The sequence below is a fragment of the Rhodococcus sp. NPDC003318 genome (assembly GCF_042879035.1).
GTDB lineage: Bacteria > Actinomycetota > Actinomycetes > Mycobacteriales > Mycobacteriaceae > Rhodococcus_G.
On record NZ_JBIAOU010000007.1, the window covers coordinates 75,131 to 92,265 of the forward strand.

The 17,135-nt window shown below is 68.4% G+C and carries 17 protein-coding genes and 1 pseudogene; 4 read left to right on the forward strand and 14 right to left on the reverse strand.

The features are described from left to right. Positions 1 to 18 precede the first annotated feature (18 nt). Both ACFYVR_RS13840 and ACFYVR_RS13845 read left to right on the forward strand, forming a co-directional pair. Positions 19 to 1,467, forward strand: a complete 1,449-nt coding sequence (locus ACFYVR_RS13840; RefSeq protein WP_387473908.1) for an FAD-binding protein — start codon at positions 19 to 21, stop codon at positions 1,465 to 1,467. Then, entirely contained in the window at positions 1,467 to 2,228 is a 762-nt protein-coding gene (locus tag ACFYVR_RS13845) for a decaprenylphospho-beta-D-erythro-pentofuranosid-2-ulose 2-reductase (RefSeq protein ID WP_387473910.1), read from the forward strand. Before ACFYVR_RS13840 ends, ACFYVR_RS13845 begins: the two co-directional genes overlap by 1 nt. A gap of 80 nt (positions 2,229 to 2,308) precedes the next feature. Here ACFYVR_RS13845 and ACFYVR_RS13850 read toward each other — a convergent pair. The 8 genes and pseudogenes from ACFYVR_RS13850 to ACFYVR_RS13885 form a co-directional block, all read right to left on the reverse strand. Next, a pseudogene (locus ACFYVR_RS13850) lies at positions 2,309 to 2,512 on the reverse strand (LLM class F420-dependent oxidoreductase); the annotation flags it as partial. Positions 2,513 to 2,523: 11 nt separating this feature from the next. Next, a complete protein-coding gene (locus ACFYVR_RS13855; RefSeq protein ID WP_387473913.1) occupies positions 2,524 to 3,585 on the reverse strand; it encodes a DUF1214 domain-containing protein in 1,062 nt (353 codons plus the stop codon). A gap of 26 nt (positions 3,586 to 3,611) precedes the next feature. Next, the gene (locus ACFYVR_RS13860) at positions 3,612 to 4,772 is read right to left on the reverse strand and encodes a sulfotransferase family protein (RefSeq protein ID WP_387473916.1); all 1,161 of its coding nucleotides are present in this window, start codon (positions 4,770 to 4,772) and stop codon (positions 3,612 to 3,614) included. A 23-nt stretch (positions 4,773 to 4,795) separates the two neighbouring features. Then, positions 4,796 to 5,602, reverse strand: a complete 807-nt coding sequence (locus ACFYVR_RS13865; RefSeq protein ID WP_387473919.1) for an SDR family oxidoreductase — start codon at positions 5,600 to 5,602, stop codon at positions 4,796 to 4,798. Then, entirely contained in the window at positions 5,599 to 5,958 is a 360-nt protein-coding gene (locus ACFYVR_RS13870) for a nuclear transport factor 2 family protein (protein WP_387473921.1), read from the reverse strand. Before ACFYVR_RS13870 ends, ACFYVR_RS13865 begins: the two co-directional genes overlap by 4 nt. A 40-nt stretch (positions 5,959 to 5,998) precedes the next feature. Continuing rightward, on the reverse strand, positions 5,999 to 7,900 hold the full coding sequence (gene cysN / locus ACFYVR_RS13875; protein ID WP_387473924.1) for a sulfate adenylyltransferase subunit CysN: 1,902 nt from the start codon (positions 7,898 to 7,900) through the stop codon (positions 5,999 to 6,001). Further along, entirely contained in the window at positions 7,900 to 8,805 is a 906-nt protein-coding gene (gene cysD / locus ACFYVR_RS13880) for a sulfate adenylyltransferase subunit CysD (RefSeq protein ID WP_387473931.1), read from the reverse strand. Before cysD ends, cysN begins: the two co-directional genes overlap by 1 nt. Further along, positions 8,802 to 9,593, reverse strand: a complete 792-nt coding sequence (locus ACFYVR_RS13885) for a 3'(2'),5'-bisphosphate nucleotidase CysQ (protein ID WP_387473934.1) — start codon at positions 9,591 to 9,593, stop codon at positions 8,802 to 8,804. The genes cysD and ACFYVR_RS13885 overlap by 4 nt, the downstream gene beginning before the upstream one ends. A 112-nt stretch (positions 9,594 to 9,705) precedes the next feature. Here ACFYVR_RS13885 and ACFYVR_RS13890 point away from each other — a divergent pair, with 112 nt between their 5' ends. Together ACFYVR_RS13890 and ACFYVR_RS13895 are read left to right on the forward strand one after the other, a co-directional pair. Beyond that, the gene (locus ACFYVR_RS13890) at positions 9,706 to 10,332 is read left to right on the forward strand and encodes a TetR/AcrR family transcriptional regulator (protein ID WP_387473937.1); all 627 of its coding nucleotides are present in this window, start codon (positions 9,706 to 9,708) and stop codon (positions 10,330 to 10,332) included. Between the two features lie 163 nt (positions 10,333 to 10,495). Beyond that, the gene (locus ACFYVR_RS13895; protein WP_387474223.1) at positions 10,496 to 12,331 is read left to right on the forward strand and encodes a galactan 5-O-arabinofuranosyltransferase; all 1,836 of its coding nucleotides are present in this window, start codon (positions 10,496 to 10,498) and stop codon (positions 12,329 to 12,331) included. Positions 12,332 to 12,404: 73 nt separating this feature from the next. Here ACFYVR_RS13895 and ACFYVR_RS13900 read toward each other — a convergent pair whose 3' ends face one another. From ACFYVR_RS13900 to map, 6 genes are all read right to left on the reverse strand, one after another. Continuing rightward, a complete protein-coding gene (locus tag ACFYVR_RS13900; protein WP_387474225.1) occupies positions 12,405 to 13,676 on the reverse strand; it encodes a lipase family protein in 1,272 nt (423 codons plus the stop codon). Positions 13,677 to 13,785: 109 nt separating this feature from the next. After that, positions 13,786 to 13,986: a PspC domain-containing protein gene (locus tag ACFYVR_RS13905; RefSeq protein ID WP_387473940.1), complete on the reverse strand. Its 201-nt coding sequence runs from the start codon at positions 13,984 to 13,986 to the stop codon at positions 13,786 to 13,788. A 149-nt stretch (positions 13,987 to 14,135) separates the two neighbouring features. Then, positions 14,136 to 14,564 carry a DoxX family protein gene (locus ACFYVR_RS13910; RefSeq protein WP_387473942.1) on the reverse strand — a complete coding sequence of 143 codons (429 nt, stop codon included), beginning with the start codon at positions 14,562 to 14,564 and terminating at the stop codon, positions 14,136 to 14,138. Positions 14,565 to 14,705: 141 nt separating this feature from the next. After that, the gene (locus ACFYVR_RS13915) at positions 14,706 to 15,284 is read right to left on the reverse strand and encodes a TIGR03086 family metal-binding protein (RefSeq protein WP_387473945.1); all 579 of its coding nucleotides are present in this window, start codon (positions 15,282 to 15,284) and stop codon (positions 14,706 to 14,708) included. Next, positions 15,281 to 16,261 carry a sigma-70 family RNA polymerase sigma factor gene (locus ACFYVR_RS13920; RefSeq protein WP_387473948.1) on the reverse strand — a complete coding sequence of 327 codons (981 nt, stop codon included), beginning with the start codon at positions 16,259 to 16,261 and terminating at the stop codon, positions 15,281 to 15,283. The genes ACFYVR_RS13915 and ACFYVR_RS13920 overlap by 4 nt, the downstream gene beginning before the upstream one ends. Before the next feature lie 68 nt (positions 16,262 to 16,329). Continuing rightward, the gene (gene map, locus ACFYVR_RS13925) at positions 16,330 to 17,094 is read right to left on the reverse strand and encodes a type I methionyl aminopeptidase (RefSeq protein WP_387473950.1); all 765 of its coding nucleotides are present in this window, start codon (positions 17,092 to 17,094) and stop codon (positions 16,330 to 16,332) included. Positions 17,095 to 17,135 lie beyond the last annotated feature (41 nt).

Sequence of the window (17,135 nt, forward strand, 5' to 3'; positions counted from 1 at the left end):
CGGGTAACCTCTCAGGCGATGTCCACGACAGCAGATGAGGCCCCGGCTCCCGCGACGCCGCGGCCTCTGACCACCCAGACCCGAACCCTCACCGGGTGGGGGCGCACCGCGCCGACCACCGCAGAGGTGCTCTCCACTCCCGACGTCGAGGTGATCGCGTCCGCGGTCGCCCAGGTCGCCGAGAAGAACGAGGGCAAGCCATCGCACCTGCGCCGGGGCGTCATCGCCCGCGGCCTCGGCCGTTCCTACGGCGACCCGGCCCAGAACGCGGGCGGCCTGGTCATCGACATGAATGCTCTGAACAGGATCCACCGGATCGACCGGGAGACCGGGCTCGTCGAGGTCGACGCCGGCGTGAACCTGGACCAGTTGATGAAGGCGGCCCTGCCGTTCGGCCTCTGGGTTCCCGTCCTGCCCGGCACCCGGCAGGTCACCATCGGCGGCGCGATCGGCTCCGACATCCACGGCAAGAACCACCACAGCGCCGGCAGCTTCGGCAACCACGTGGTGTCGCTGGACCTGCTGACCGCGGACGGCAAGGTCCGTACGCTGACCCCGAAGGGCGGCAGGCAGGACCCCAAGGGCGCGCTGTTCTGGGCGACGGTCGGCGGTATGGGCCTGACCGGCATCATCCTCAAGGCCACGATCAAGATGACGCCGACCGAGACGGCGTACTTCATCGCCGACAGCGTCCGCACCACGAGCCTCGACGAGACCATCGCACTGCACAGTGACGGCTCCGAGGAGAACTACGACTACTCGTCGGCGTGGTTCGACGCGATCTCCGCTCCGCCGAAGCTCGGCCGCGCCGCCGTCTCCCGCGGATCGCTCGCGACGCTCGACCAGCTGCCCGCGAAGCTGCAGAAGGATCCGCTGCGGTTCAGCGCACCGACGCTGATGACGTTCCCCGACATCTTCCCGAACGGTCTCGCCAACAAGTTCGACTTCTCGATCGTCGGCGAGCTGTACTACCGGAAGACGAAGAACGCCACCGGGCAGATCCAGAACCTGACGGCCTTCTACCACCCCCTCGACCTGTTCGGGGAGTGGAACCGCGCCTACGGTTCGAAGGGCTTCCTGCAGTACCAGTTCGTGGTTCCGCCGGAGGCCGTCGACGAATTCAAGAAGATCATCGCCGACATCCAGCGGTCCGGGCACTACTCGTTCCTCAACGTGTTCAAGCTGTTCGGCGAGGGCAATCAGGCGCCGCTGAGCTTCCCGATGCGCGGCTGGAACGTCTGCGTCGACTTCCCGATCAAGGCCGGCCTGAACGAGTTCGTCACCGAACTCGACAAACGGGTCCTCGAATTCGGCGGACGGTTGTACACCGCGAAGGACTCGCGCACCACCGCCGAGACCTTCCACGCGATGTACCCGCGGATCGACGAGTGGATCGCCACCCGCAAGAAATACGACCCCACAGGCGTTTTCGCCTCAGACATGTCCCGACGGCTGGAGCTGAACTGATGATCAACGCGGTGGGCAACCCCCAGACGCTGCTGCTGCTCGGCGGCACCTCCGAGATCGGCCTGGCCATCTGCGAGGAGTACCTGCGCAAGTCCCCGATGCGGGTGATCCTCGCCGCGCTGCCGGGTGATCCGCTGCGCGAGAAGGCCACCCAGCAGATGAAGAATGCCGGCGCCACCGAGGTCGACATCGTCGACTTCGACGCACTCGACACCGAGTCGCACCCGAAGGTGATCGACGAGGCGTGGGCCAAGTCGGACGTCGACGTCGCGATCGTCGCGTTCGCCCTCGACGCCGACGCCGAGGAGCTGTGGCAGAACCAGCGCAAGGCGGTGCTGGTGGCGAACGTGAACTACACCGCGTCCGTCTCGGTCGGCGTCCTGATCGGCGAGAAGATGAAGGCGCAGGGCTTCGGCCGGATCATCGCGATGTCGTCGGTGGCGGGTGAGCGCGTCAAGCGGGCCAACTTCGTCTACGGCTCCACCAAGGCCGGCCTCGACGGCTTCTACCTGGGTCTCGGCGAGGCGCTGGCACCGTTCGGCCCCAAGGTCACCGTCGTGCGCCCCGGCATGGTGCGCACCCAGTTCAGCGCGCACGTCAAGGAAGCACCGCTGACGGTGAACAAGGAGGATGTCGCCAAGCTGGCGGTCGCTGCGTCCGACAAGGGCAAGGAGATCGTCTGGACTCCGGGTCCGTGGCGCTTCGTGATGATGGCGCTGCGGCACGTCCCCCGGGCGATCTTCCGCAAGCTGCCGATCTAGTACATCGCACACGAGAACGGGAGTTCACGGCACCCGCCGTGAACTCCCGTTCTGCTGTGTCAGACGGCCGTGCGGTCGTCTGCGATGAACGGGTCCGGCATCGGTGTCTCCGGCGCCCACATCCGTTTGCCGTCGGGCGAGTACGGATAGTCCGCCGGCACCGTCTCCGGGTGGAACACCGAGTCGGGCAGGGCGATCGAGTCGAAACCGACTTCTTCGGCGACCTGGGCCAGCTCGCAGAGATCCCCGGCGTCGATCGTCGCCGCCGCAAGGGACCACCTCACCGGAACACCGGTCACAGTGTCACGACCCGCCCGGTCGGGATCGGGTGCGAGTCCGCCTTGATCCACCGCATCGCCCACGTCCCCTCGGCGTGACCGTCGGTGCTGATCCAGTTCCCGTAACCGGGATCCTTCGCGGACACCACGATGGTCAGCGTCCCGTCCTCGTCCAGCTTCGCGGTGTGATTGTTGAGGTAGACGTTCGCCCGGTGGTAGTCGAGCGACTCCACCCAGAAGTTCTGCAGCACGAAGTTGTAGTACTCACAGTTCGGCACCTCGGTCTCGATCACCCACGCCTCGTTCGCGGCGAGCTTCCAGTAGCCGTGGAAGTAGAAGATCGTCGGGTCGCCGCCGGCGTCCTGGAACTGCTGCTGGCCACGGTCGAAGATCTCGTTGGGCTGCGGCTGGAAGTCGCGGGACCACTCGAGGAACGTGGCGGCCGAGCCCTTCAGCATGCCGATCGCCCGGTCCAGCCGCCGGCCCAGCTCGTCCTCGGTCAGCGGAACGAATTCGCCGTCTGGGTCGAGGCATTCGATGGACAGGTCCGCGGGGACCTCGGAGCGGCGGTCCGCGTAGGTCTGCCGGACGGAGATCAGGTTGCTGTCCGGCGCGAGGGGCAACCAGGCGCCCTCGGCGGGACGGTCGACGCTCGCGATGAACGAGAACCGGCCGTGTTCATCGCATTCGAGGTCGTGGATGTGCAGGTCGCCGGTCTGCAGCATGGTGCCGTCGATGTGGTAGCGGTTGACCCGCGAGCCGAAGGTGATCAGCGGGATAGTGCCCCGCGTGCCGGTGATCCGGTAGGTGTACTTCCCGGAGATGTTGGCGCGCATGTAGATGTTGTCCGGATTGTCCGCACCGATCTTCGTCATCATGTTCGGGTTCGGCGCCGACGTGAACTGCGGCCACCGCGGATCGGTGTACTCGACACAGTTGATCGTCGAGTACCGCAGCAGACGCGACAGGTACCGCACGCCCTCCGCCTGCGTCAGCGGATCCTGCGGAACGATGGGGTCCGACAGGATCTTCCCGACGTCGAGCAGGTCGGCGCAGAACTTTTCCCAGGTGGCGTTCATGGTGAATTCCTATCCAGGTGAGGGGGTCAGGTGGTGGCGAACTTGGCGTCGACCTCGGCCGCGGTGATGCCGAAATCTTCGAGCGAGTAGGTGTGCGACGGGCGACGGTGGTCGGCCAGGCTGGCCTCGTGAGCACCGCCGACCGCGCGGCGTGCCGCGTCGGAGAACGGCAGGGCGAACCGGTCGTAGACCTTCTCGACCGTGCCGATCGGGTCGGCCACGAAGTCCCGGTAGTCGACGTCGATGAACTGCTCCGGGCTGTAACGTGCCCGGGCGTCCTGGAAGTTCGCGTTCCCGCGCGCCCACAGATCCAGCTGGGTCCGTCCGATGGCCGTGCGGTCGAACGCCTTCGACATGTCGTGCCCGCCCTGCTCGGCCAGGCTGAAGGTCGACGCCATCGAGGTGTGCGGGTCACGGAAGGTACGGACGAACAACGCGTCCGGGAAGACCTTCATGATCTCGTCGATCGCGAAGACGTGGCTCGGGCTCTTCAGAACCCAGCGGCGATCACGATCGTTCACACCGATCAACTGCAGGTTCCTCCGGTACCGGGCATAGGTGTCGGTCCAGTCCTGCTCCTCCAGCCACCGCGTGTAGCTCGGCACGTACGCGACGGTCTCGAACGCGGTCGAACGCATCGTCTGCTGCAGCAGACGCCAGCACTCCTCGACCTCCTCGGCGCCCAGGAAGTGCACCTTCATCAGGTCCGCCTCGTTCGCCTGGCGAGCGCGGTAGAAGGCGTCGGAACGGAGGAAATCGTCGTTTTCCGACCATGTTTCACGGGCGGGACGGGGCTGCGGCGCCTCGGCCAGCCACATCTCGACGCCCTGGTGCCCCGGGTCGGCACTGAGGAGGCGATGCAGCGCGGTGGTACCCGTACGGGTCAGTCCGCACATGAAGATCGGTCGCTCGATCGGAACGTCGGCGTGCTCCGGGTGGCGGGCGAACCCGGCCTCGCTGATCAGACGGCCGGCCAGTGCACCCGTGATCATCTTCTCGGCGAGCACCTTCCCGTCCGGCGTCAGGTCGGCTTCCCGCTCGAAGGCGTCGAGCAGAACCGTCAGGCCCTCGATGTAGTCGTCCCCACCGAAGTCGTCGAGGCCGGTCCGTTCACGGGCGATCCGCTGCAGGACCTCGATCGACCCCACGCCGTCGTACTGCCGCTGAGTGTCGTACTGCACTGTCATCTGTACTTCCTTGTCTGAGTGGATCAGTGGTGGGCGTGACCGCAGTTGACGTCCAGGCACTGGCCGGTGATCGCCCGCGCGAGGTCGGAGGCGAGGAACAGCACCGCGTTCGCGATGTCGTCGGGTTCGGGCAGCCGGCGCAGGTCGGTGCCTGCCGCGATCTCGGCGTAGATCTCGGCCGGGTCGACGCCACGCTGCTCGGCCTGCTTCTCGACCATCCTCTTGACCCGATCCGCCCAGATATATCCGGGTGCAACGGAATTGACGCGCACTCCCATCGGCCCCAGCTCGACGGAGAGGCTGCGGGCGAGGGCCAGCAACCCGGCCTTCATCACCCGGTAGGCCCCGAAGTTCGGCAGCTGGTTCCGCAGCACCATCGAGTTGATCATCACGACCGACCCCTGGGACTTCTCGAGCGCGGGAGCCAGTTTCCGGGTCAGGTTGAGCGAAGCCAGCAGGTTGATGTCCAGGCCCTGACGGACCGATTCGAACTCGGCGTCGAGCAGCCGCTCGTGCGGTGGCTGCACGAACGCGTTGTGCACCACCGCGTCGACCGCTCCGAACTCGGCCAGCGCCGACTCGGCGAGATTCGTCACCGACGCGTCGTCGGTGAGGTCGGTCGGCACGGACACCGCGGTACCGCCCAGTTCGCGGATCTCCTCGGCGACCTCCGTCAGCCGCGACTCGGTCCGCGCGGCCAGGACGATCCGGGCACCGGCCAGCGCGCCGCGCACAGCCACCGAACGCCCCAGCCCCGTCCCGACACCGGAGACGACCACGACCTTGCCATCCAGCATCGCCGGCATCACCGGCTGCAACCTCGACGTCATACCTGTGCCTGGGGGTCCAGAACGACGCTCAGCGAGACGATCTTGCCGTCCTCACCGAACTCGAACAGGTCGGTGGACAGGAAGTCGGGCATGCCCTCGCGTTGCACGCGGAGCTGCATCGCCGCGAACCGGCCGGTGACGGTGATCGGCGAGTACCGGCTCACCGTGAACGTCACCTTCGCGTTCTCGGTGGCGAAGGCCCGGATCTCGTCGACACCGGTGTAGGTCCGCATGCCCAGCGGCTCGTGCTGGACCGCGTCCGCTGCAAACAGCGACATCAGTCGACCGACGTCGTGATCACCGAGATACTTGACGTACGAATCGATCACCGAACAGATTTCGTCTCGGGTGGGCACAGGGAACGCTCCTCGGGTGTGGTTGGTGGAACGGGCCGGGTCAGGCGATGACGCCGCGGCTGCGGAGCTTCTCGACAACCTGAACTGCGGCCTCCGCGGGAGTCGTCACGGTCGTGTCGACTCGCAGCGCGGGGTTCTCCGGCGACTCGTACGGGGAATCGATGCCGGTGAAGTTCGTCAGATCACCCCGGCGCGCCTTCTTGTAGAGCCCCTTCGGATCCCGCGACTCGGCGACGTCGATCGGCGTGTCGACGAATACCTCGCAGAAGCGGTCCTCGCCGATCAGCTCGCGGGCCGCGTCACGCTCGGCCCGGAAGGGAGAGATGAACGACGCCAGCACGATCAGGCCGGCATCGGCCATCAGCCGGGCCACCTCGGTGACCCGCCGGATGTTCTCCACCCGGTCGGCCTCGGTGAACCCGAGGTCTCGGTTCAGACCGTGACGGACGTTGTCGCCGTCGAGCAGATAGGTGTGGCAACCGCTCGCGTGCAACTGCCGCTCGAGCTCGTTCGCGATGGTCGACTTCCCGGACCCGGACAGACCCGTGAACCACAGCACCTGCGGCCGGTGACCGTTCAGGACCGCCCGGGACTCGGCGTTCACGTCCACGGCCTGCCAGTGGATGTTGTCCGACCGGCGCAGCGAGTGCGCGATCATGCCCGCACCGACCGTGGTGTTGGTCAGCCGGTCGATCAGGATGAACCCGCCCGTGTCACGGTTGTCGGCGTAGGCGTCGAACGGGACCGGCCGGTCGAAGCTGATGTTGCACACGCCGATCTCGTTGAGCGCCAGCGCGACAGTCGCCGTCTGCTCGAGAGTGTTGACGTTGACCTTGTACTTGGGCCGGGTGATCCGCGCCTGCACCGTCATCGTCCCGATCTGGCACACGTACGGGCGCTCGGGCAGCATCTCGTGCTCACCCATCCACACCAGCTGCGCCTCGAACTGGTCGGCCACCCCGGGCAGGGCGTCCGCGGCGGCGAGCACGTCGCCGCGGCTGATGTCGATCTCGTCGGCCAGGGTGATCGTCACCGACCGGCCCGCGACGGCCTCGTCCAGGTCGCCGTCCATCGCGACGATCCGCTCGACAGTGGACTCCGTCCCGCTGGGTAGCACCCGAACCCGGTCACCCGGCCGCACCGTGCCTCCGACGACCTGGCCGGAGAATCCCCGGAAGTCGAGGTCCGGGCGGTTCACCCACTGCACCGGCATCCGGAACGGCCCGGTGCGGAGATCATCGTCGATCTCGACGGTTTCGAGGTGCTCGATCAGCGACGGACCTCGGTACCAGGGCGTGTTCGGGCTGCGCTCGGTGAGGTTGTCACCCATGTACGCGGACATCGGAATCGGCACGACACTCGCCAACCCGATCTCCGCCGCGAAACCCGTGTACTCGTCGACGATCTGCTCGAACACCTCCTGCGAGTAGTCGACGAGATCGAGCTTGTTCACCGCGAGCACCACGTGCCGGATCCCGAGCAACGACACCAGATACGAGTGCCGGCGAGTCTGGGTCAGCACGCCCTTGCGGGCGTCGACCAGAATCACCGCCAGATCCGCGGTCGACGCACCGGTGACCATGTTGCGGGTGTACTGCTCGTGGCCCGGGGTGTCGGCGACGACGAACTTGCGCCGCTCGGTGGTGAAGTAGCGGTAGGCGACGTCGATCGTGATGCCCTGCTCCCGCTCGGCCGCGAGACCGTCCACGAGGAGCGCGAAGTCGAGACCCTCGCCCTGGGTTCCGACCTTCTTCGAGTCGCTCTCGAGCGCACTGAGTTGGTCCTCGAAGACCAGTTTCGACTCGTACAGCAGCCGCCCGATCAGGGTGGACTTGCCGTCGTCGACGCTGCCGCAGGTGATGAACCGCAGCATGGATTTGGTGGCGTGCCGCTCGAGGTACTGCTCGATGTCGTCGGCGATCAGGTTGGACGAGTGGACCATCAGAAGTACCCTTCCTGCTTCTTCTTCTCCATCGACGCGCTGCTGTCGTGGTCGATCACCCGGCCCTGACGCTCCGACGTCGTGGTCAGCAACATCTCCTGGATGACCTCGGTCAGGGTCGCGGCCGTGGACTCGACCGCACCGGTCAGCGGATAGCAGCCGAGGGTGCGGAACCGGACGCTCCTGAGTTCGGGAACCTCCCCGGGCCGCAACGGCATCCGGTCGTCGTCGACCATGATCAGGGTGCCGTCCCGCTCGACGACCGGCCGCTCGGCGGCGAAGTAGAGCGGCACGATCGGGATGTTCTCCTGCCGGATGTACTCCCACACGTCCAGTTCGGTCCAGTTCGACAGCGGGAACACCCGCAGCGTCTCGCCGGGCGACCGCCGGACGTTGTACATGTGCCACAGTTCGGGTCGCTGCCGCTTGGGGTCCCAGCGGTGCTCGGCCGAGCGGACCGAGAAGACGCGTTCCTTGGCGCGGGACTTCTCCTCGTCGCGCCGCGCACCACCGAAGGCGGTGTCGAACCGGTGCAGGTCGACGGCCTGCTTGAGGCCCTCGGTCTTCCACATGTCGGTGTGCGTCGACGACCCGTGTGTGAACGGGTTGATCCCCTTCTCCACACACTCGGGGTTCTGGTACACCAGCAGATCGAAATCCCCTGCGGCAGCGGACTCGTCACGAAGTCTGTACATCTCCCGGAACTTCCACGTGGTGTCGACGTGCAGCAGCGGGAACGGCAACCGCGAGGGGAAGAACGCCTTGCGGGCAAGGTGCAGCATCACCGCACTGTCCTTGCCGACCGAGTACAGCATCACGGGGTTCTCACTCCCCGCGACTGCCTCCCTCATGATGTGGATGCTCTCGGCCTCGAGTCTCTCGAGGTGGGTCAGCGCACGTGTCATCGCGCAAGTACCTCCAGTGCTGTGCCGGCCAACTCCGGGCGGCAGATCAACAGATCGGGCAACCAGGGGTTCTCCTGGTTGTAGACGGGTTCGGAACCGTCGATTCGCGAAACATGCAGTCCCGCAGCACGGGCCACGGCGGCCGGAGCCGCCGAGTCCCACTCGTACTGACCACCCGCATGGGCGTAGATGTCCACCTCACCGCGGACCACCGCCATCGCCTTCGCGCCGGCGGAACCCATCTCGACCAGTTCGGCGCCCAGGGCGGTGGCCATCGCCATCACCGGCTCCGGTCGGCGGGTGCGGCTGACCACCACCTTCGGCGACCCGCGCAGCGGGGCCGGCCGGATGGGTGTGTCACCGGTCGAACAGGTGACGCCGAGTGCGGGTATGGCGACGGCACCGACCGTCAGCCGTCCGTGCTCGACAAGTGCGACGTGCACGGCCCAGTCGGTGCGTCCCATTTCCCCGAACTCGCGGGTGCCGTCGAGAGGGTCGACGATCCAGATCCGATCGGCGTCGAGGCGGGCCCGGTCGTCGGCACCCTCCTCGGAGAGCACCGCGTCGTCCGGGAAGCGCTCCGCGAGGGCGGCGACGATGAACTCGTGGCTCAGCCGGTCTCCGGCGGCCTTGATCCGTGTCGGGTCCGCGTCCGGTTCGGCCAGCCCGGCCCGGTGCGTGAGGAGAAGTCGTCCTGCCTCCGTGGCGATTTCGACAGCGGCGCGGCCGTCCGGATGCGGCCCGATCCCGGAATCTGATGCGGTCGGGGTCACGGCACGAGTGGTCATGCGAGTGACTGTAACCACAGAATGAACATTGTTCAATACTAGATCGAACAATGTTCATTCTTGGTCGGACGTTCGATGCCCGACCCCCCGAGCCGGTCGGTACGGTGATTCGGTGAGCGAATCGAACGGAGGGTCGATCTACGGCGACGCCGAAGCTCGGCGACGCCGAACGCTGGACGCCGCCGCGGCGCTGCTGGCGGAGGGCGGCTACTCGGCGTTGACGATCCGTTCGGTCGCCAAACGCGCCGGCACGAGCACCGGACTCATCTACCAGTACTTCGCGGACAAGCAGGACATCTTCATGGCGCTGCTCGACGAGGCCATCGTGGAGTCGACGGAACGCGTCGCCGCACTGCCACGAGACGGCGGGGTCACGGCGCTACTCGCCGCGATCATCGACGATTCGGCCCGGCGGTGGGGCCGGGTCGGGCGCATGTCCGCGATCTGGCGTGACGCCGAGGGCAACGCCGACTCGGATCGCGAGTCGCTCCACGAGGTCCACCGGGTGGCCACCCTCTACGACGCGGAAGTCCTGCGCGCGGTGACCGAGGCAGCCGAGGAGGAGGGGCGGATCCTGCTCGGCGACGACGCCGTCCTCCCCTTCCTCCTGTCCGGACTGCAGGGCGTGGCCGCCACCATCGCCAACAACTGGGCGGCTCACCTCGACCAGTCCGAGCTCGTCTCGTTCTCGGCGGCGGCACTCACCCGCGCGATCACGCGAACCGAGCCGCCCTCCTGACCAAGGCAGCTTCGCCGCCTGTGCGCGTTTCCGGTAGCCGGGGCTACCGGAAACGCGCACAGGCGCGTAGCGCCTAGACTCCGGTTTCGTGACGCCGACCGCCAGCACCACCCCGCCCGACCTCGTCCAGCCCTCCCGCCGGGCGGTCGGCACGCTCGTCGAGATGGTGCTCGCCGTGGCCGTCGCGGCCGTGGTCGCGGCCGTCGGGCTGGTCGCGTTCTCGGTCGTGGACTGGCCGGCGTTCAACTCCTCCAACGTCACCCGCTCGCTGACCACCGTCGGTCAGGTGCTGACGCTGGCGTTGCTCGCACTGTCGGTGTGGCTGATCCGGTCCCGCCGCGCACCGATCGTCGCGAAACTGGTGTCGTGGGTGGGCTTGTCCGGGTTCGTCACCGTCACCCTCGGCATGCCGCTGGCCGCGACCAAGCTGTACCTGCACGGCGTCTCCGTGGATCAGGAGTTCCGCACCGAGTTCCTGACCCGGATGACGGACACCGCCCGCCTCGACGACATGACGTACGCGGACCTGCCGTCCTTCTACCCGGCCGGCTGGTTCTGGGTCGGCGGACGGGTCGCCAATCTCCTCGGCATGGCCGGGTGGGAGACGTTCAAACCGTATGCGATCGCCTCGATCGCGGTCGCCGCCGTCGTGGCGCTCGTGTTGTGGTCCAAACTGATTCGCGCCGACCTCGCCGTGCTCGCGGCCGCCGCCGCCACCGCGATCACCGTCGCATACGCCAGTCCCGAGGCCTACAGCGCGGTGCTCGTCGTGTTGCTGCCGCCCGCGTTGATCCTGGCGTGGGGCGCGCTGTACCGCCCGGCGGGCGCCGGAGGCTGGGGCGCGGTCGTCGGGACCGGCCTGTTCCTCGGACTGGCCGCCACCTTCTACACGCTCTACCTCGGCTACGCGGCGTTCGCGGTGGCGCTGATGGCGCTCGTCTCGGCGGCGTTCGCGGTGCGCGCGAACGGGATCCGCGCGGTGTGGGACCCCGTGCGTCGACTCGTGACGATCGCGGTGATCGCCGGCCTGATCGCGTTGACCGTGTGGACACCGTTCCTGCTCGAGTTGCGAACCCGGTCGCTCGCCGGGTCCGGCACCGCCACCCACTACCTCCCGGAAGCCGGAGCGACGCTGCCACTTCCGATGTTCGACGCGTCCCTCGTCGGCCTGCTGTGCCTGCTGGGAACGGTGTGGCTGATCGCGCGGGCGGCCTCGTCCCGGCGGGCCCAGGCACTCGGCATCGGGGTGGTCGCCGTGTACCTGTGGTCGCTGCTGTCGATGGCCTTCACCGCGGTCGGGACCACCCTGCTCTCGTTCCGTCTCGAGCCGGTGCTCCTGGTGTTGCTCGGTGCGGCAGGCGTCTTCGGTTTCGTCGAGTTCACGCACTGGCTGATCCTCGCCACCAGCGGCAACCCGCGGATCAGGGTGGCGGCGATCGCGATCGGCGCGCTGGGCGCGATCGCGTTCGCCCAGTCCGTCCCCCACTACCTGGCGCCGGAGATCACCCTCGCCTACACCGACACCGACGGCGACGGCGTCCGCGCCGACCAGCGTCCCCCGGGCGCGGCTGCGTACTACTCCCAGGTGGACGAGGCGATCACCGCGCAGCGCCCCGGACCGCGGTCGGACACCGTCGTCCTCACCGCGGACACCGGGTTCCTGTCCTTCTACCCGTACTTCGGTTTCCAGGCGTTGACGTCGCACTACGCGAACCCGCTGGCCCAGTTCGAGGAACGCGCCGCCGCGATCGGACGCTGGACGGAGTCCGAGACGCCGGACGAGCTGATCGCCGCGATGGACGAGTCCCCCTGGCGGGCACCGGATGTGTTCGTGTTCCGGTCGAGCGACGACGGCTACACGCTGCGCCTGGCCGAGGACGTGTACCCCAACGACCCCAACGTCCGCCGCTACACCGTCACCTTCGACAAGGCACTGTTCGACGACCCGCGGTTCGTGGTCACCGAGGTCGGGCCGTTCACCGTCGTCACACGCAAGTAGTGCGCTTCGCGCAGTGGTGCACTTTCGGACGTCCGAGCATCCGAAAGTGCACCACTGCGCGGAGCGCATCCCATCAGTCGGCCAGCCGGTCGAGAAGCCACGTCACCGCGCTGTCCATGCCGTAGCCGTCGATCAGGAGCGGACCGAAGTGGTTGAGCAGGGTCGCGCCGGGGAGGATCGGCGGAAGTTCGTTGGTCCGGAACGTGACCGCCGCACCGCGATCGGACCAGTCGGTGGCCAACTGCCGGGCCTGGCCGTAGGGGACCGTGTCGTCGTTGAGTCCGCTGGTGATCAGGACGGGACTGGTCGGGGTCAGGCGTCCGATCCGCTGCTCGTCGAGCACCGCGACGACCTCCGGGATCTCCCGCATGTGGTCGAGGATCGGCCGGCCGTCGACGGTGAGGGTGCTGGTGCGCAGGAACGGGTGCTTGACGATGACGTCGCCGACGCACGCGTCACTCAGCTCGTCGAGCAGCGCCCGGCCCGTCGGGCTGGCGATCTCGTCGACGTACTGCGCCAACCCGGGGTTCCGTTCGACGAACCCGTTGATCGCGAAACCGATGACCCCGCCGATCAGCGTCCCGTCGACCCGTTCGAGGACCTTGGTGAGGTCTGCTGTCGGCCCACCCGCCCAGGTGCCCTTCAGATTGAGCTCCGGCGCATAGGTCGGTTGCAGTTCGGCCGCGGCCGCGGTCGCACCACCGCCCTGGGAATAGCCCCAGAACACCAGCGGGGCGTCCGGGTCGCCGCTCAGGTTGCCCGCGGCCCGGGCCGCGTCGAGAACACCGTGTGCCGACTCGACCCGGTTGACGTAGGTGTGGATGCCGGGGGTGCCGAGCCCGATGTGGTCGGTGACGAACACCCTGGCACCGGCCGCGGACCAGGCTGCCGCGGCGATCGCTTCCTGATTCGCCGAAAGGGACAGCTTGACGGGGTCGGCATACATTCCGGTGGAGAACGCGACGGACATCGCGCACTGGTCGCCCTGCCCGGCGGTGCCCGGCGCGATCACCACGGTGGGCCGCTCACCGGGGCCCTGCCACGGGTGGGTGGCGTCGAGGTACGTGCCGCTCACCGCGACCGGCGCTCCGTCCTGAGTCCGGGAGGTGTAGAGCACCTGACTGCCCGCCACCGGCCAGCCGCCGTCCGCGCCGGGCACCGTCGCGAACACCGGTAGCGGCTGCTGCCGGATCACGGCGCCGGGCGTGGAATCGAACCGGGCCGGCGGCTGATAGAAACTGCTCACCGGCTCGGCTGCTGCAACGGCGCCGCCGCCGACCACCCCACCCAGGCAGGCGACCGCGACCGCCGCCACCAGGCTGAGCCGCCCCGCCTTCTCGACCATCGTCACGTGTTCCCCTCCGTCGGGTGAATCCGGTGGTGACGGCCAGAACCGTCCCACTCGACTTACCGGAGAGTAACAAATATGTGTGGTCGCGCTCACACATTCACTTTCAGGCCGGCAGGAGCATCCACAGAGCCAGGTAGACGAGAATCGCGGTGCCGCCGGTGACGAAGGCGGCGACGACGGCACCGGCACGCACCAGGTTCGCGTCGATGCCGAAGTACTCCGCGATGCCGCCGCACACTCCGCCGAGCATGCGTTGGGTCGTGGAACGGGCGAGGGGCTTGGGGGTGTCGCTCTCGAATGTCATGCACCGAGCCTGCCGCTCGCACCAGCCCACGCACATCAGGTGTTGCCCTGATCTCCACCCCGATCTTTCACCGACGCCCCCGTGGCCGAAGGCCACCTTCGTGCGGTTGATCCGCGTGAAGGTGGCCTTCAGCCCGAGGGGGCGAGCGGTCAGCGGTGGACGAACGGCATGACCTCGCGGGCCTCGGCGTCGCGCAGCAACAGTCCGCCCCAGACGAAGATCCCGACGTACACGGGGAACAGAGTGGTGCCGACCAGCGGCTGCTCGGTGAGCATGTTGGCCGCGACGGCGCCGCCGAGGTAGCCGGTGATCAACACCGCCCCGAGGATCGACGTCATCGGAATCAGGTACAGCGCCAGGCAGATCAGCAGGACGACGCCCATCACGTACGGCGCGTGATCCGGAAAACCGTACTCGGCCATGGAGTCCTTGACCTGCTGGGTGTTCGCGAGGTGGATGACGACGTCGAAGAGCAGGAACGCCACCACCAGTCCGGTGACGACGAGTCCGGCGACGCGGGACTTCGACGACACCGGGGCGGCGGCGGACGCGGTGGAGGTGATCGGGGTGGCGGTCATGGCCGGCTCCTGGGGTTCGGGGTTTCACGCGGTGCGCGTGAAGCCGTTGCCCAGGTAGACGGGACGTGGTCGCGGAACTCATCGCCCCCGCAGAAAAGTGTGGGATTCCTCCCGCATTCCGGGAGGAATCCCACAGTGTCGTCAGCGGCCGAGGAACGCCAGCAGCCGCTCGTGCGGACCCGCACCCGCCGCCACCGGACGCGCCGCGCCGAACCGCGCGGGACGATCGGCGTCGGTCACGAAAATGCCTGCACAGAAGAGGAGTTCACGCGCGAGACCGGGCGGGATCGGAGCCGCGGGACCCAGCGTCCGCGCCACGTCCCAGCCGTGCACCGCGACCTCGAGCGCACCGGCGGCGGCCGCGACGTCGGACGGCAGTGGCGCGTCGCCGACACGGATCGCACCCCGATCGCCGGCACTCACCCACGACCGGACCATCCGGCAGGCCCGATTCCGCAGCACACCAACGGGATCCACCGACCCGGCGGGAACCGCGACGGGGTGCAGGACCACGGCACGATCCAGCACCGCCTCCTCGAGTACCGTCAGCGATTCGTCCATGTGCGACAGCAACTGCCGCAGGTTCCACTCGGAGCAGGGCGTCGGACGCGACAGGTCCTCGGCGGTGACCAGACCCAGGGCCGCGTCCGTGTACCGAACCGCCGACCCGAGCAGTGCGACCGGGTCCGCGAGCGGGCGGGCGACCCGGTCGGCCGTCATGACGGAAGCGCTTCCGGCAGGCCGAACTTCGTGAACAGCGACAGGTCGAAGAAGACGGTGACGTGACCGATGCCGGACGGGCCGAGCGAGACGACCTGCAGCTGGAACGCCCGGTGGACGCCGTCCTCGCCGAGCATGTACAGCCCGAACGCGGGCTGCCCGTTGGACATCGTCGGCAGCAATCGCATGTCGCCGGAACTGCTTGCGGGACAGTTGTTCTCGATGAGGGCGCGGATCGCGTCCGGGCCCTGGTACCAGCCCTCGAAGGGCGGCATCTCCCACACCGCGTCCTGCGTGAACAGTTCCGTCAGCGCGGCCATGTCGTAGTTCTCGAACGCCGCCATGTACCTGTCGAGCAGGGCGCGCTGTTCCGGACGGACCGGTTCGACGATGGCGTCCTCGGTGGGCGCGGCCTGCGCGATCTGCGCCCGCGCCCGCTGCAACGCACTGTTGACCGCGGCGGTGCTGGTGTCGAGCAGGTCCGCGACGTCGGCGGCCGGCCACGCCAGCACCTCGCGCAGAATCAGCACCGCCCGCTGCTTCGGCGGCAGGAACTGCAGCGCCGCGATCAGCGCCAGCCTCAGGCTCTCCCGGGAGGTCGCGACCGTCGCCGGGTCCGCGGCGGCGGTGCCGAGCATCTCGTCGGGGATCGGCTCGAGCCACGGCACCTCGTCGCGGGTGACGAGGTCGGCCGCCGGGTCGGAGCTCGGCGCCCCGAGGCCGGTCGGCAGTGGACGCCTGCCCCGGCTCTCGAGCGCGGTCAGGCAGGTGGTGGTCGCGATCCGGTACAGCCAGGTGCGCAGCGAGGAGCGGCCCTCGAACCGGTCGTACGCCCGCCACGCCTTGAGGTACGTCTCCTGCACGAGGTCCTCCGCCTCGTGCACCGACCCCGACATCCGGTAGCAGTGCGCGAGCAGCTCGCGCCGGTACTGCTCCGCCTGCGGGGTGAACTCGTCCCGTACTGCGCTCTCGGCCATGCGTGTCACCCTTCCGTCTACGGCTCTCGGAGTACAGACTCCCCGCCGGACGGGAACTCATCGCGCGCTCACGCGGCGGTCAGCACCACCGGCCCGGCCTCGGTGATCGCGACGGTGTGCTCGGCGTGCGCGGCGCGGGTGCCGTCGAGGGTGCGCAGCGTCCACCCGTCCCGGTCGTGCCGGTAGTCGTCGCCGCCGCGGATCAGCATCGGCTCGATCGCGAGCACCAGCCCGGCACGCAGGCGCATGCCCCGGCCGGCGCGGCCCTCGTTCGGCACGTCGGGGTCCTCGTGCATCGCGCGGCCGATGCCGTGACCACCGTGGTCGGCGAGCAGTCCGTGGCCGCGGGAGCGGGTGAAGGAGCCGATCGCGGCGGCGATGTCGCCGAGCCGGTTTCCGACCCGGGCCGCGGCGACGCCCCGCGCCAGCGCCTCCTCGGTGTCCGCGATCAGGCTCAGGTCCTGCGGGTCGGCGGCACCGACGACGAAGCTGATCGCGGAGTCGCCGCACCAGCCGTCGAGGTAGGCACCGCAGTCGATGCTGACGAGGTCGCCGTCGGCGAGCGCCTGGCCGGTCGGGATGCCGTGCACGACGGCGTCGTTGACGCTCGCGCAGATGACGCCGGGGAACGGGGTGGGCGCCCAGTCCGGCTGGTAGCCGAGGAACGCGGGCGTGGCACCGGCGTCGGAGATGACGGCGGCCGCCGCGGCGTCGAGCTCGCGCAGCGTCACCCCGACCCTGGCGGCGGCGCGGGCCGCGGCCAGTGCGTTCGCGACGACCCGGCCCGCCTCGCGCATCGCGTCGATCTCCCCCGCCGTCTTCAACTCGACCACCACAACCTCCCGGCACGAATAACAATACCGGTATTACTATA